Origin of the sequence: Geothermobacter hydrogeniphilus (assembly GCF_002898515.1) — a bacterium.
In the GTDB taxonomy this organism is placed as follows: Bacteria; Desulfobacterota; Desulfuromonadia; order Desulfuromonadales; family Geothermobacteraceae; genus Geothermobacter_A.
The window spans coordinates 83474-97357 of sequence record NZ_PPFX01000003.1; the positions used below are offsets into that span (position 1 = coordinate 83474).

Sequence of the window (13884 nt, forward strand, 5' to 3'; positions counted from 1 at the left end):
TTTTCTACCGCGTCCTTATACCTGAATCCGTGAGTTCATTGCCGGCGAATAGCACAAGTCATTGACCTGTCTGTACTTTTCAATAATCACCGACGAACCTATTGGGTGCGCCTCAGATTTTTGAAAATCGCATTCAGATCAAGCCCTTGCACTCTTCATCCGCCATGAACCCACGGATTCAGGTTATAGCACAGCCCCCCTCTCCGGCAAAGGTTTTCCGTGACAAGTCTCTGTTTGTTATGCTTAAATGCGGCGTTTCGACATCCTATTCTCACAGACGTGAAGACAACCCGACCCCGTGAGTTCAGGCCCCTATAAAAGGAGTGTTTCATGTACACCTGTTCCGATCTGAAAAAAGGACTGAAGATCCTTATCGACGGCGAGCCGCACGTGATCGCCCAGTTCGACTTCACCAAGCCCGGCAAGGGGCAGGCCCTCTACAAATGCAAGTTGCGCAACATGCTGACCGGTGCCCTCTTCGACCGCACCTACCGCTCCGGCGAGAGTTTCGAACCGGCCAACCTGGTTGAGCGCGACATGCAGTACCTCTACCAGGATGACAACGGTTACGTCTTCATGGACCAGAAGACCTACGACCAGACGACCATTGCCGAGGAGGTTCTCGGCGACGATCGCTATTTCCTGATCGACAACATGGAGGTCAAGGTGCTGATGTTCGGTGAACGCGGCATCGGCGTCACCCTGCCGAACTTCGTCAACCTGCGGGTTACCCGGTCCGATCCCTGGGTCAAGGGAGACACCGCCGCCGGCAACAACAAGCCGGCCACGGTCGAGTCCGGCTACACCCTGCAGGTCCCCTCCTTTGTCGAGGAAGGCACCCTGATCCAGATCGATACCCGCACCGGCGAATACGTCACCCGGGTCAAGGAGTGACAATGGATTTCAGCGTGGCTCTGGCCCGCAAGCAGCAGACCCTGATGCAGAGGGCCCGGATCCTACAGGCGATCCGGGCCTTTTTCATCGCCGCCGAGTTCCTCGAAGTCGAAACCCCACAGCGCCTGCCGGGCAATGCCCCGGAACTGCATATCGACGCCGAACCCTCCGGCCCCTGGTTTTTGCAGACCTCGCCGGAACTCTGCATGAAACGTCTGCTGGCCGCCGGCTGTCCACGCCTGTTCCAGATCAGCCGCTGCTGGCGGCAGGGAGAGCGGGGACGCCGCCACCTGCCCGAGTTCACTCTGCTGGAATGGTACCGGGGCGGTGCCGACTACCATGCCCTGATGGAGGACTGCCGGAAGCTGCTGAGTCATCTGGTCCCGGGTGGTCGACTGCAGTGGCAGGGACGGGAAATCGACCTGGCCTCCGAGTGGCAACGGCTCACCGTTGATGAGGCGTTTCAGCGTTATGCCGGCTGCAGCTGCCTGGAAGCCCTGAAACAGGACCGTTTCGACCAACTGCTGGTGGAAACGGTCGAACCCTGCCTGGGCCTTGAGACGCCGACCCTGCTCTGCGACTATCCCCTCCCCCTCGGCGCCCTGGCGCGACGCAAGCCGGACGATCCACGCTGGGCGGAACGTTTCGAGCTCTATGTCGCCGGCATCGAACTGGCCAATGGCTTTTCCGAACTCTGCGACCCGGTCGAGCAGGTCCGGCGTTTCGCCGCGGAAGAAGAGGCGCGACGACTGGCCGGAAAACCGCCCTATCCGGTACCGACCCGGTTTCTGCGTGAACTCGGCCAGCTCAAATCGGCCGCCGGCATCGCCCTCGGCATCGACCGGCTGGTGATGCTGCTGACCAATCAGGAGGATATCGCCGAAGTGGTGGCGTTTACTCCCGAGGACCTGTAAACTGACCTGACCAACGTTCCTGGAGGCATCATGAGTGATTATCCCGACTCAGTGAGCGAACTCTGTACCGAACTGCGACAGCAACTGGCTGAGCGGGATGATCTCGACAGCTGTAGCGCGGTTGCCGTGGCCGCCCTCAGCCGACAGCTGCGGGTCGCCGAAGATGAGGTCGCCCTGTTTCTGCTCGATGAGCGCAAAACGGTGCTGCACTTTCTCTGGCCGAAAAGGTTCCGCCAGATAGGCTTTATCCCCTACTCTTCCCTCGACTCCCTGGCGGCGCGCACCGCCCGTGAGGGTCGCGTCTTTCTCAACAACACCTTCGCCTCGGTCCATCACGCTTCCTTTTTCGAAAAAATCCGCCTCAAGGACGGCATTGCCGACCGCCCCAAGCCGATTCAGAAAATCATCAGCGTGCCGATGGTCGTTGCCGGCGAGATTCGCGGCGTCATCCAGATTTCGCGCAAGGGAGAAGAAGGTGACGAACTCGCCGATTTCGATGATCAGGCGGCGAATGCCCTGGTGGAGTTGGCCGCGGTGATCGGCGAAGCACTCTGATCCGTCATTGCACGCCGGCCGTTCAGGCCCGCTGTCGATAGGCACAATAGCCGGGACGGGGCCCGATACGGGGGTGGTTGCGGCAGGTGACGGGACGTTTTTCGTAGATGGTGCAGCGCCGCGTCCGTGGATGCAGGTAGATACAGTCGGCGTTGGCCCGCCGGGTCAGACTGAAGATCTCGCGTTTGTGATTGAAGTGTTCGATCACCCCGTCCCTGCGCAGCCGCTTTGCCAGCAGCTTGGCGGGAGTACCGACATCGAAGTCATCGATCAGCCCCATTCTCACCAGGTCGGCAACATCGACCTCGACCTCCAGACGGCAACAGCCGGCGCTGCAACTGTCACACAGGCGACCATGATATCTGACCCAGGTATCCGGGGTCTCCGGGCAGACCGGCCTGGTGGTTTTTTTCTGGCGATGTGCTTTTTTCATCGAGGAGAAAAGAGAACCTGAAGCAGTGAGGGGCAAGTCTGGCGGAGGCCTCGCAACGGTTGCGGACAGTAGCAGAAAAAAAGTCCCGCTGCAAGGGCGGGACATTAACCCAAATCCACCGGCAATTTCGGGATTCAGCTGTCGTTACGGCTGAATCTGCTTCGTTGCCTTCACCGATTCGGTGCTCAACGTAGCTCGGCTACGTTTCCGCCCGAATCGGCACGGCGCCTTGCATCTCCACCCATCCCGCCACCCTCGGTCCACAAAACCGCCGGTGGATTTGGGTTCGAAGCAAACCGAATATTTTTCAGGAAGCTCCCTCTTCCCCGGGGGAGATCGTTCCGGCATCCGGCCTCGCCACCAAGCTCAGGGTGGCAAATCGCGTGTTGACCGATGATCCGATCAGAACAACCCACATCCCCGGAAATCGCCATTTCTGCACCCGGTTGCTGATCTGACCGCCATCGGGGGGCTGCAGCAGTATTGACTCATCATCCCCCTTGCCCAATACCGATCTGAGCCGCGAGACCAGATCCTCCACCAGGGCCGGAGAAAATTTGCCGACCACCTTGTAGATCCGATCGTCGACAAACCAGACCTGGAGCCTGATTTCAACATCATCGATCCAGAGATCGTCAATGATGCCGCAGTATTCTCCCTTCTGTCCCGGCCGGTCTTCAATCCGTGCAAAGGGCCGAACCGCACTCGCCTCATCGAAACTCATGCCGATCCGGTAACCGAACAGCGACAGATTGAACTGCGCCAACTCCTCGGCCGGGGCATGCTCCGGCAGCAACATCAGCACCAGACCCGCAACCAGCAGGCCACACAATTTTCTCTTCATTTCCCCCTCCAAATATGGTCGGAAACAATCTTTTCCCGAACGGAATCAACCCGTCAGTTCGCTGTCCTGGCTGGCCAACGGCAGGGCAAACGTTCGGCGATAATAACGAATTTCGATGATGATGATTTTGATGATACTGGCGACCGGAACCCCGATAATCATGCCGAGCACTCCGTAGAGCTTACCGCCCATGATGATGGCGATAATCACCCACAACGGATGCAGGTTGGAAACATGGGAGATGAGAATCGGAATAAGGATGAAGTTGTCTAGAATAACCTGCCCGATCAGCAGGTAGGTCGCCAGGATCCACCAGAACTGCCCCCCCATACCGAGATCGACCAGCGCGATCAGGATCCCCGGGATCATGCCGACAATCGGCCCCAGGTAAGGAACCAGGTTGGTCACACCGGCGAACAGCCCCAGCAGGGGAGCGTAGCGAATATCGGTAAAGGAGAGGCCGAACCCGACCACGATTCCGACAATGGCCGCTTCGAGAATGCGACCGCGGACAAAATGGCTCAACTGGCGACTGATCAGGTAGGACAGGTCGTGAGCCATTTCGTAATAACGATTGGGTGCCAGGCCGACCGAAAAACGGATGATCTTCTGCCCGTCACGCAGAAAAAAGAAGGTAAACAGGGGCACCAGCAGCATCAGGCTGCCGAGTCGGAGAGCCGAACCAGTGGTGTGTGACAGCATTTCATTGAACAGGTGCTCGGCCAGAACCCGGCCGCGCCCCGGCAGGTCGAGCCCGGACACGAAGGGGAAATACTCGTTGAGACGCACCTCGAACTGATTGAGCAGTTCGATTCCGCGGGCCAGGTAACGCGGCAGATCGGTCCGCAACGACCCCCACATCGCCAGCCAGTGCGGGCTCAGCCAGCGTCCGGCGAGATAGAGCAGGACCGCGGTCAGCAGGGAAACCAGGAAGATGCTGGCGGTCCGGTTGAACGGCCCGCGTTCAAAACGGCGCACCAAAGGTTCAAGCAGAAACGCCAGCACCAGCGACAACAATACCGGCAGAACAATGCCGGTGGTTGCAACATGCAGCAGTTCGGTAATCCGGGAAGCTGACGTGAACAGAGCCAGGCCGCTGGCGATGCTTGCCGTGAGGACAAGAAAAATCAACAGCAGCTGGGTACGGGTCAATGACAGTTGTTCCGGCATGGCCTCATTCCTCTCCCGCCGGAGCGGTCGATCTGGCCTGCTGCAGTCGCATCAACTCCTGGCCTGCGGCGTGCAACCGCTCACTCATGACCCGGGTCAGGCCGAGCAGCAGCTTGTTGGCCATGGCCGGATTCTTCTGCACGGTTTCAAGCAGGTCGGCCCGAAACAGGCCCACCAGTTGCGCCTTCTCCAGCGTCCGGGCCGAAGCCACCCGCATCGCCGGCGACGCGAGGGTCGTCTCGCCGAAGAAATCCCCCGAGGCAAGGACGGCCAGTTCAATCTCCCGGCCCTGATTGCTGCGGGAAGAAATCCGTACCCGGCCGGTACGCACAATGTAGAGTCCCGAACCCGGGTCCCCTTCGCTGAAGACCGTCTCACCGGCGTCATATTCCCGCACATGGACCAACGTTTCGAGACGTTTGAGTTCACGCTCGGTCATGTCACTGAACAGGGGCAGGGTACCGAGAAAATAGGCCAGTGATTCTTCTTCAGGTTTCTGGCGAAAAATATTGCTCCAAAGCGGACTCACAAATCCCTCCATATCAATAACGACAACCTGGGGACTATAACAGGACTCCAACCGGGGCGCACAGTAAAATCCCCGTTTCACATACCCAAGTACCGCAGAGGAGCCGGCCGGACAAGTGAGTACAGATCGTTGATTCAGGGCATCATCAGGGAGCCAGCAGTTTGCGTATTTCCCTGGGGAAATCGACATTGACCCGGTAATCAACAAAATCGACCTTGACGACCTCTTTTCTGCCATCATGGCGAACAACCCGCTCCTGGCTTGCCGGCAGCCAGATATCGTCCACCAGTTCAAACCTGGTGGCAAAACGCGTGTCGACCCGGCCGTCCAGCGAAGTCAGCATGAACTCTTCCGGCAGCTGCCCGGCGGGTACTTCACGATAACGGACCTCCAGGCTCAGCACCTGACCGTCAACCAGGGTCAATTCAAGACGGGTTAAGATTTCTTGTTCGGGATTGACGTCGATCACCAGGCGGGTCACCTGCCGCTGGGGCAACCCCAGCCCATCGGCAAAAAACGCCCCCTTGAGATCAACCGGGGTCTTGAACTTGAGGGTCGTGGTCTGCAGTTTGACGCCGGCAAGGTCATTGTCGGCAACCCTGACCTCGGCCCTGGCGGCGAGAGCGGCCCGGTCGACGGAACGGCCGGCCGGCAGCAGAAAACTGTAGAGCTCCAGGGCGAAATCACGGGAAAAGCGTTGAACCATCTCCTGCATGTAGGGGAACACATTCGGCCCCTCGGCCCGAAAAAGACTTTTACCGGTATTGCGCTGCCAGTACTTGCGAACCACCGGGGATTCGGGACGGGGGGCGTCAGCCGGCAGGTTGGCGGTCATACGCTCAATCATCCGGGCGATCTGATCGGTCTGAATGGTCACCTGGTAGTTTTCCAGGGCCGGCTGTTTTTTGGCATACGCCCGTGCGACCATTTCAACCGACTGCAGTTCATCAGCCAGGGAGGGCAGGGCAAGCAGCAATAAAACAGGCAACAGCAGCAGGCTTTTCACCCGGAACCTCCTCAGGCAGAAGAAAAAACGACAACCCGCAACGGGCGGCATGCGACCCTGCAGATCACATTCGACCAGACTTGACTATTTGTTATTATAACCGAACCGAAGCTGACAACAAGCTGAAATCACGTCGTCGGATTCCCTTGACAGCATTCACCGGCACCGCTAACGTCGGCTAGAAACCAGCCGGATCGGAGCCCATGACCGAAACTCCTCCCTTCAGTTTTGACGCCCGAAAATTCCCGACCACACCCGGCGTTTACCTGATGAAAGGAACCGACGACAAGGTCCTCTACGTCGGCAAGGCGATCAACCTGCGCAACCGCCTGCGCAGCTACTTCTCGACCACCGGTGACGGCAGGGCGCACATCCGTTTCCTGCTGTCCCGCATCCGGGACATCGAGGTGATTGTCACCGACACCGACAAGGAAGCCCTGATCCTGGAAAACACCCTGATCAAGAAATATCGTCCGCGCTACAACATCAACCTGCGTGACGACAAGACCTACGTCTCGCTGCGTATCGACCTGAGAGAAGAATTTCCGGGGCTGCAGATCACCCGCAAGGTGAAAAAAGACGGCGCCCGCTATTTTGGCCCCTATGCTTCCTCGGCCGCCGTACGTCAGACCCTGAAAGAGATTTACCGGATTTTTCCCCTGCGCCACTACCCCCTGCAACGCTGCCGGAAACGTGGCCGACCCTGCCTGTTTCACCAGATCGGCCAGTGTTCGGCCCCCTGCCACGGGCTGATCGACAAGGAGGCCTATCAGCGCCTGGTCGACGGCGTCATCGCCCTGCTGAGCGGCCGCGAGTCGGAGGTCATCGCCGAACTGAAACAACGCATGCAGGTGGCGAGCACAGCCCTGCGCTTCGAAGAAGCGGCCCGCCTGCGGGACCAGATCCGGGCCATCGAGGCGACCGTGGAGAGACAGAAAGTGGTGTCAACCGCCGACCGCGACCAGGATGTTTTTGGTCTGCATCGCGACGGTGGAGAGGTGGAGGTCAGCATCCTCTTCATCCGCCGGGGGAAACTGACCGGGCATCGCAGCTACAATCTCGAATGGCGCCTGGACGAGAATGAGCTGCTGGCATCCTTTCTCCAGGAGTTCTATCGTCGCGACCTACTGATCCCCGACCAGATTCTGCTCCCCTTTCTCCCCGAGACACATCAGGGCATCAGCGAATGGCTGCGGGAGATGCGCGGCCGGCGGGTTGAACTTCTGGCTCCTCAGCGTGGTGTCAATCGCGAAATGGTGCTGATGGCCAACCGCAATGCGGAAGAAAGCCGGAGGGAGAGGGGGCGGCGCCACGAAAACCGGCTCCGGCTGCTGGAGACCCTGCAGCAACGGCTGCAACTGCGACATTTACCGCGCCGCATCGAATGTTTCGACATCTCCAACTTTCAGGGCCGTCAGTCAGTCGGCAGCATGGCGGTGATTATCGACGCTGAACCGGCCCCGCAACAGTACCGCCGTTTTCGCATCCGCACCATTATCGGCAGTGATGATTTTGCCTCCCTCGCCGAAGTTCTGCAACGGCGGCTGAGCCGGGGCCGCAAGGATGATGATCTGCCCGACTGTCTGTTGATCGATGGGGGCAAAGGGCAACTGGGAAGGGTCAGAGAGGTGGTCAGGACGCTCGGACTGGAAGAGCGACTCGACCTGATCGGCATGGCCAAGAGCCGGGTCATGGCCAATGTCAGGGGCAAGGTGGTGGAACGCAGTGAAGAGCGTTTTTTTCGGCCCGGCCGGAAAAATCCGGTTATCCTGCGCCAGGGGTCGGCGGAACTTTTTCTGCTGCAGCGACTGCGGGACGAGGCACATCGCTTTGCCATTGAATATCATCGCAAGCTGCGCGGTCGAGCGAGCCTCCATTCTCGCCTGGAGGAGATCCCCGGAATCGGTCCGGCGCGCCGCAAACTGCTGCTGAAGCACTTCGGCAGCCTGAAAAAAATTCGTTCTGCCGGGCTGGCTGAACTGGAAGCGGTCCCCGGCCTGCCGAAGGAACTGGCGGCACGCATCCTCAAGACCCTGCAAGAGCCCCGGGAACCCTGATCAGGATGCCTTCGGGGTCGCCACCAGCGCCTGCCAACGTCCCTGAGAAGCCGGTCTCCAACCGACAAGCTGCCCCTGGTCATTGAGGCCGACAATCACGCTTCCCACACCGAGCAGCGGCTCCAGATCGTAAATCCGACCGTTCTGCCAGAGCACACTGTGTCGACGGCCATCAGCATCATGACTCCAACCGACCACCTGGCCGCGACTGTTGATCGCCAGCGCCTGGCTGAACCGCCCCCCCAGGGTTCCGAGATCCCGCATCCGGCCCTGATCCCAGAGAAAAGCGTGGCGACTCCCGTCCGCCAGTCGCGACACGCCAACCACCACACCGGAAGCGTTCAGTCCCTTGACCAGGGTTTCTCCTCCCCCCAGGTCGCCGAGCTCGAGATTTTGTCCGGAAGCCCGAAGCAGGTAGGATTTCCACTTCTCCCCGCTTTTCAGCGCGTAGGCCAACTGGCCGTTATCGGTTATTCCCCCGACCCGGCAGCGATTCGCCCGGGCAATGATCCGTGCCCGGTTCCCGTCGACAAGAACCAGCCGTTCATCACCACCCCCCGTGGTTACCGCCGCGATCTGCCCGAGCAGATTGGTCCTGAGGGCACGCCCAAAAACAAAGGGCAGAGACAAGTCACGACCGGTTGCATCGAGATACATCGGTCGGGCCCGGTGGACCGGACCACGCCAACCGAGGACCCGGCCGTCATCGGCGATGGTGGTCGGCCGGGCGGCACCGTCAAACTTCCTCAACAGCATACCGTCCCAGACGAAGACCCCCATCGGACGACCCGAAACATGATAGCGACCGACAACCCGGCCATCCTGATTGATATCGAGAGCGAACAGATCGGATGCGCCATCGGCAAGAAACTCCAGCCGATAGGAACCCGGCGCGAAAAGCTCCGGGATGGCGGTCAGACGGGCGGCATCCGGAGCCGACGGCAAACCCGCCGCGGCGAATAGAAGCAGCAGGCTGAGAATAAGGCGCCTGAGGACCGGCCCGAAAAAAGACCGGCGGCCGGATGTTGCGGTGTGATCGTTCATATTCCCCCTCCCGCAGTCTCATCATCGTCGATGACGCTGCGGACAAGCCGGCTACGCCGTCCTGTTCTTTTCGACCTCCTGAACGAGAAAGTTTAGTGGCTCATGCCGACATCATTGCCAGTCTGAAACAAGCCCGCTTTCAGCATATCATATTCGGCATCGCTGATATGCCCGGCCTCGCGCAATTTCACCAGGCGTGACAATTCACGCAACCGCTGCGCTTCAGGGCCTTCAAGCCGGGCAGTCGACTCGACAACCGGGGCTTCCAGCACCGGCAATTGGCCTCCGGCACTGCCCGGCTGCCCGAGGCGCAAAGAAGCAACTCCGCCCAGAAAGCTGATTTCGACGGCCCGATCCTGCAGCAACGGGCTGTTGAGCAGATCTTTCAGATCACGCTGACTGCGACGAATCCGACGCCAGAGATACCAGGCGGAAAAGAGGATCAGCAACACCCCGCCGCCAACCAGCCAGGGCATGTAGCTGACCACGCCGCGAAAGAACACCACCAGCAGCGCCAGCATGATGATCACCAGGCCATGCATCAACAGGATCAGGTGGGTCAGAAAGATCCCGCTGACCATGCCGCTACCCGCTTTATCCTTGGCCATGAAATCTCCTTTCAGTGGCCAAGTTTACCACAATGAAGACTGAAGAGGACACACTTTGCGGGGAAATAGAAAAACCGAAAGGAATCGAAGAAATCTGCCGCGACCGCAGAAGGCTCAGTCAGTGCTTGCCGGGAGAGCGATGAAAGAAAGTGGTTCGTTCGGTGCCGGCGCGAAGTTTTCCGCAGAAAAGGCATCGCCGGTCTCTACCGTGACCGCCTGAAACGTACGGTCACCGACAACGATCTCGGTGCCGGTGCCGGCATCAAGGTTCCTGACCGGCAGACCTGGCGCGAATTCATCCCGCGAACGAGCCGGAAAGAGTTCCTGAAATTGCCCCCCCGCAGAGGGGTAACTACGAAAAATCCGCATTCCGGACCATCTGCCGACAGCGGCAGTCCCACCTGGAAAAGGAAAAATCACAATTCAAAAGAATAAAAACACTTTTTTATACCCGGACGATTCACGAACTGTCAAGATCCCTTACCTTGACGATCGTCCGGTCAATACCTATATTGGCTGCGAAATAACTCTCAAGGAACGAAATCAATGGGCAAAGACTATTACGCCACCCTCGGTCTCGCCAAGGGTGCCGATGCCGACCAGATCAAGAAGGCCTACCGCAAACTGGCCCTGAAATATCACCCTGACAAGAACCCCGGCGACAAGCAAGCCGAGGAACGGTTCAAGGATATTTCCGAAGCCTACGCGGTCCTTTCCGACCCGGAGAAGAAACAGCAGTACGACCAGTTCGGGGATGCCGCCTTTCACCAGCGATTCAGCCAGGAAGATATTTTCCGCGACTTCGATTTCGGTGATATTTTCCGCGATTTCGGCGGTGGTGAAGACTTGTTCAGTCATCTCTTCGGCGGCGGTCGACAGAACGGCTTTCACCGTGGCAGGCCGCATGGACCGCGACGCGGGCAGGACTATGTCATGCAGCTCTCCATCCCTTTCCGGCTGGCGGTCAAGGGCGGAGAACGCCGCATCGACTATCGCGGCGACCAGGGGGTCGAGCAGATCCAGGTCCGCATCCCGGCCGGGGTCGAAGACGGCCAGCGCCTGCGCGTGGCCGGCAAGGGCGGCCACAGTCCCGGCGGCCCTCGCGGCGACCTGCTGCTGGAAATCCACATCGACCCCGATCCACTCTTCCGTCGCGACGGAGATGATCTCTACGTCGAGGTCCCGGTCTCCTTCACCGGCGCCTGTCTCGGTACCAGCATCGACATCCCGACCCTGGAGGGCAGCAAGCGGGTCAAGATCAGACCGGGCACTCAGGGGGGAAGCAAGATCAGGCTCAAGGGATTCGGCGTACCGCGTCGTACGGGGAGCAACGGCGATCTCTACGCGGTGGTGGTGATTAGCGTGCCGAAGGAGTTGGACAAAGAACAACGCCGGCTGCTGGAGGAATTGCGGGCAAAAGGGATCTGAGGATCAAAAAGGTCGGTTCAGTCCATGTCCCGCATGTACATCATTGCCAGCCGACCGCGGTTCTCAAGACACCGGGGACAGAGTTCCCCGGCATCGGCGTACATTTCCTTCGCCAGAAAGGCCCCCATCTCCTCGGCGGCGTTCCCGCCCGCCAGCGTGGGGTCGAACTCCTGCTGACAGACCTTGCAGACCTTCACTGTCCCTCCATGTGTCGGCGGACCAGGGCGGCCATGGCGGTGAGAAAATCCGCCCCGTCATTGAGACTCGGCGCGCGACGGTAGTTCTGGATGCCGACCTCGAAGGCCAGGTCCCGGTACTGGATATCAATCTCGTGCAGGGTCTCGATATGGTCGGAGACAAAGGAGATCGGCACCATCAGCAGGGCATTGTGGCCCTCTTCCCCGAATCTCCTGATCACGTCGACCGTATCCGGCTCCATCCATTTAACCGGCCCGCTGCGACTCTGGAAGGCGATCGTCCAGTGGGGATGGGCGACCCGCTGCATGACCCCCTCGACCGTTGCCGTCACCTGCCGGAGATAAGGGTCACCACGGTCGATGAACTTCTGCGGCAGGGCATGGGCGGAAAAAAGGATGCGCACCTCGTCCCGCAACAGTTCATGAAACTGGTCCAGACCCTCCCTGATCCGGACGGCCAGCGCATCGAGATAGCCCGGCCAGTCGTACCATTGCTCAATGACCGAAAACGTCAGCTCGGGATAGAGTTGGGCCGCCCGACGACGAAAATCATTGACGCTGCTGCCGGAGGTCGCGCCGGTATAGTGCGGGTACATGGACAGGACCACGGCGCGCGTCACCCCGTCAGACTTCATCCGCCTCAGCGTCTCATCGGCAAAGGGGTGCCAGTAGCGCATGGCGACATAGGGGATCACCTCGCCGGTCAGCCGGGCGGCAATACCCGCCGCCTGCTTTTCGGTCCAGTCACGCAGCGGCGAGGAGCCGCCGATATCCCGGTAATTGAGCCGCACATGGCGACTGCGGAAATGGGAGATCAGCTTCGCGAACGGTTTCTGCAGCAGCCCGCCGCCCGGCAGCCGGATCAGCTCCCGGTCGCTGAACAGGTTATAGAGAAAGGGCTCGACCGCCGCCAGCGAGTCGGGCCCTCCCATGTTGAGCAGAACCAGTCCGAGTTTGTCAGACATCTTTATTCACCACTTCAGAAACCCTTTTCGCCGCCCGCTCGCGTTGCTCGCTCAAGGCGCCAAGAGCACCAAGAAAGTCAAAATCTGTTTAATGCAGAAGTCGAGAGGAACAGGGGCAGACCCATTCAGGAGAATTTATTCCGGGCCTGAATTTGCTCTGCATTCTTGTTTTTCTTGGCGATCTTGGCGTCTTGGCGGCCCAGGATTGTTTACTTGCCACTTAATTCATGGACACACTCGACCATGTACTTCGCATGCTCCGGATCAACCGTCGGCAGAATGCCGTGGCCGAGGTTGAAGATATGCCCGGGGCGGCCGCCGTTTTCATCCAGAATCCGCTGCACCTCGCGACGGATGTGCTCCTTCGGCGCGTAAAGCACGGTCGGGTCGAGGTTGCCCTGCACCGCGATGTCGGTACCGAGGATGTCACGGGCGGCACCGAGGTTGACGTGCCAGTCGAGCCCGACCACGTCAGAGCCGGCCAGCCTGACCTTGTCGAGCATGGTGCCGGAGCCCTTGACGAAATGGATGATCGGCACACTCTTGTCGAGCCCTTCGATCAGCTTCCGGGTGTAGGGTAGAACGTATTTTTCATAATCGAGGGGTGAAACGATGCCGCCCCAGGTGTCGAAGATCTGAATCGCCTGGGCGCCGGCCGCGACCTGTTCGTTGAGATAGAGGCGATCCATCTCGGTGACCTTTTCCATCAACTGGGCATAGAGTTCGGGAGCCCCGTACATCATCCGCTTGATCTGGGCGAAATCCTTGCTTCCCTTGCCTTCGACCATGTAGCAGGCCAGGGTGAAGGGCGCCCCGCCGAAACCGATCAGCGGCACCCGGCCTTCGAACGCGCGACGCAGGATACGGATGGTCTCGTAGACATAAGGGACATCCTGCTGCATCTCGGGAATCCGCAGGGCATCGATATCCGCCTGGGTCCGCACCGGGTTCTCGAACACCGGGCCGGGAACGAAATCGAGCTTCATGCCCATCGGCTCCACCGGCGTCAGGATGTCAGAGAAGAGAATCGCCGCATCGGCGTCGAGGTAGTCGATCGGCTGAATGGTCACCTCGGCAGCCAACTCCGGCGTCTTGCAGAGTTCCAGAAAACTGACCTTGGAACGCACCTCACGGTACTGGGGCAGAAAACGACCCGCCTGACGCATCATCCAGACGGGGGTATAGTCGGTTTTTTCACCGCGACAGGCCTTAAGAAAAGTGTAATCCTGGGACATGGGCT

General features: G+C 59.5%; 16 protein-coding genes. 5 read left to right on the plus strand and 11 right to left on the minus strand.

The annotated features are described in order from the left end of the window. Positions 1 to 330 precede the first annotated feature (330 nt). Genes efp through C2E25_RS02335 form a run of 3 tightly spaced genes read left to right on the plus strand, consistent with a single transcriptional unit; the run spans position 331 to position 2363 of the window. Positions 331 to 894, plus strand: a complete 564-nt coding sequence (efp, locus tag C2E25_RS02325; RefSeq protein ID WP_103114184.1) for an elongation factor P — start codon at positions 331 to 333, stop codon at positions 892 to 894. A gap of 2 nt (positions 895 to 896) precedes the next feature. Next, positions 897 to 1808, plus strand: coding sequence for an EF-P lysine aminoacylase EpmA (epmA, locus tag C2E25_RS02330; protein ID WP_103114185.1), 912 nt, complete (start codon positions 897 to 899; stop codon positions 1806 to 1808). A 30-nt stretch (positions 1809 to 1838) separates the two neighbouring features. After that, a complete protein-coding gene (locus tag C2E25_RS02335; protein ID WP_103114186.1) occupies positions 1839 to 2363 on the plus strand; it encodes a GAF domain-containing protein in 525 nt (174 codons plus the stop codon). Positions 2364 to 2385: 22 nt separating this feature from the next. On the opposite strand, the gene C2E25_RS02340 is transcribed toward C2E25_RS02335, so the two are convergent. The 5 genes from C2E25_RS02340 to C2E25_RS02360 form a co-directional block, all read right to left on the minus strand. Beyond that, complete coding sequence (locus tag C2E25_RS02340) at positions 2386 to 2796, minus strand: YkgJ family cysteine cluster protein (RefSeq protein ID WP_103114187.1); 411 nt, start codon at positions 2794 to 2796, stop codon at positions 2386 to 2388. A 307-nt stretch (positions 2797 to 3103) separates the two neighbouring features. Continuing rightward, positions 3104 to 3640 carry a hypothetical protein gene (locus C2E25_RS02345; RefSeq protein ID WP_146032881.1) on the minus strand — a complete coding sequence of 179 codons (537 nt, stop codon included), beginning with the start codon at positions 3638 to 3640 and terminating at the stop codon, positions 3104 to 3106. Positions 3641 to 3685: 45 nt separating this feature from the next. Continuing rightward, the gene (locus tag C2E25_RS02350) at positions 3686 to 4810 is read right to left on the minus strand and encodes an AI-2E family transporter (protein ID WP_233189304.1); all 1125 of its coding nucleotides are present in this window, start codon (positions 4808 to 4810) and stop codon (positions 3686 to 3688) included. Between the two features lie 4 nt (positions 4811 to 4814). Continuing rightward, on the minus strand, positions 4815 to 5339 hold the full coding sequence (locus C2E25_RS02355; RefSeq protein WP_158247094.1) for a Crp/Fnr family transcriptional regulator: 525 nt from the start codon (positions 5337 to 5339) through the stop codon (positions 4815 to 4817). A 145-nt stretch (positions 5340 to 5484) separates the two neighbouring features. Next, on the minus strand, positions 5485 to 6345 hold the full coding sequence (locus tag C2E25_RS02360) for a hypothetical protein (protein ID WP_103114190.1): 861 nt from the start codon (positions 6343 to 6345) through the stop codon (positions 5485 to 5487). Positions 6346 to 6548: 203 nt separating this feature from the next. On the opposite strand from C2E25_RS02360, the gene uvrC reads away from it, so the two are divergent. Continuing rightward, a complete protein-coding gene (gene uvrC, locus C2E25_RS02365) occupies positions 6549 to 8402 on the plus strand; it encodes an excinuclease ABC subunit UvrC (protein WP_103114191.1) in 1854 nt (617 codons plus the stop codon). Here the strand turns inward: uvrC and C2E25_RS02370 are convergent, their stop codons facing one another. The 3 genes from C2E25_RS02370 to C2E25_RS02380 all read right to left on the minus strand — a co-directional run bounded on the left by C2E25_RS02370 (position 8403) and on the right by C2E25_RS02380 (position 10423). After that, the gene (locus C2E25_RS02370; RefSeq protein WP_103114192.1) at positions 8403 to 9446 is read right to left on the minus strand and encodes a hypothetical protein; all 1044 of its coding nucleotides are present in this window, start codon (positions 9444 to 9446) and stop codon (positions 8403 to 8405) included. Positions 9447 to 9538: 92 nt separating this feature from the next. Beyond that, entirely contained in the window at positions 9539 to 10054 is a 516-nt protein-coding gene (locus C2E25_RS02375; RefSeq protein ID WP_103114193.1) for a hypothetical protein, read from the minus strand. 114 nt (positions 10055 to 10168) lie between these two features. Beyond that, positions 10169 to 10423 (minus strand): hypothetical protein, encoded by a 255-nt coding sequence (locus C2E25_RS02380; RefSeq protein WP_103114194.1) that lies wholly within the window; start codon positions 10421 to 10423, stop codon positions 10169 to 10171. Positions 10424 to 10600: 177 nt separating this feature from the next. Here C2E25_RS02380 and C2E25_RS02385 point away from each other — a divergent pair, with 177 nt between their 5' ends. Beyond that, the gene (locus C2E25_RS02385; RefSeq protein WP_103114195.1) at positions 10601 to 11482 is read left to right on the plus strand and encodes a DnaJ C-terminal domain-containing protein; all 882 of its coding nucleotides are present in this window, start codon (positions 10601 to 10603) and stop codon (positions 11480 to 11482) included. A 17-nt stretch (positions 11483 to 11499) separates the two neighbouring features. Here C2E25_RS02385 and C2E25_RS02390 read toward each other — a convergent pair whose 3' ends face one another. From C2E25_RS02390 to hemE, 3 genes are all read right to left on the minus strand, one after another. Next, the gene (locus C2E25_RS02390) at positions 11500 to 11679 is read right to left on the minus strand and encodes a hypothetical protein (RefSeq protein ID WP_103114196.1); all 180 of its coding nucleotides are present in this window, start codon (positions 11677 to 11679) and stop codon (positions 11500 to 11502) included. Beyond that, entirely contained in the window at positions 11676 to 12644 is a 969-nt protein-coding gene (gene hemH / locus C2E25_RS02395) for a ferrochelatase (RefSeq protein ID WP_103114197.1), read from the minus strand. Before hemH ends, C2E25_RS02390 begins: the two co-directional genes overlap by 4 nt. Before the next feature lie 209 nt (positions 12645 to 12853). Then, the gene (gene hemE / locus C2E25_RS02400) at positions 12854 to 13879 is read right to left on the minus strand and encodes a uroporphyrinogen decarboxylase (protein ID WP_085010526.1); all 1026 of its coding nucleotides are present in this window, start codon (positions 13877 to 13879) and stop codon (positions 12854 to 12856) included. Positions 13880 to 13884 lie beyond the last annotated feature (5 nt).

Excerpts from the sequence above, each read along its gene's own strand:
- efp (WP_103114184.1), top strand. The coding sequence starts at position 331 with ATGTACACCTGTTCCGATCTGAAAAAAGGACTGAAGATCCTTATCGAC.
- epmA (WP_103114185.1), top strand. The coding sequence starts at position 897 with ATGGATTTCAGCGTGGCTCTGGCCCGCAAGCAGCAGACCCTGATGCAG.
- C2E25_RS02335 (WP_103114186.1), top strand. The coding sequence starts at position 1,839 with ATGAGTGATTATCCCGACTCAGTGAGCGAACTCTGTACCGAACTGCGA.
- C2E25_RS02340 (WP_103114187.1), bottom strand. The coding sequence starts at position 2,796 with ATGAAAAAAGCACATCGCCAGAAAAAAACCACCAGGCCGGTCTGCCCG.
- C2E25_RS02345 (WP_146032881.1), bottom strand. The coding sequence starts at position 3,640 with ATGAAGAGAAAATTGTGTGGCCTGCTGGTTGCGGGTCTGGTGCTGATG.
- C2E25_RS02350 (WP_233189304.1), bottom strand. The coding sequence starts at position 4,810 with ATGCCGGAACAACTGTCATTGACCCGTACCCAGCTGCTGTTGATTTTT.
- uvrC (WP_103114191.1), top strand. The coding sequence starts at position 6,549 with ATGACCGAAACTCCTCCCTTCAGTTTTGACGCCCGAAAATTCCCGACC.
- C2E25_RS02370 (WP_103114192.1), bottom strand. The coding sequence starts at position 9,446 with ATGAACGATCACACCGCAACATCCGGCCGCCGGTCTTTTTTCGGGCCG.
- C2E25_RS02375 (WP_103114193.1), bottom strand. The coding sequence starts at position 10,054 with ATGGCCAAGGATAAAGCGGGTAGCGGCATGGTCAGCGGGATCTTTCTG.
- C2E25_RS02380 (WP_103114194.1), bottom strand. The coding sequence starts at position 10,423 with ATGCGGATTTTTCGTAGTTACCCCTCTGCGGGGGGGCAATTTCAGGAA.
- C2E25_RS02385 (WP_103114195.1), top strand. The coding sequence starts at position 10,601 with ATGGGCAAAGACTATTACGCCACCCTCGGTCTCGCCAAGGGTGCCGAT.
- hemH (WP_103114197.1), bottom strand. The coding sequence starts at position 12,644 with ATGTCTGACAAACTCGGACTGGTTCTGCTCAACATGGGAGGGCCCGAC.
- hemE (WP_085010526.1), bottom strand. The coding sequence starts at position 13,879 with ATGTCCCAGGATTACACTTTTCTTAAGGCCTGTCGCGGTGAAAAAACC.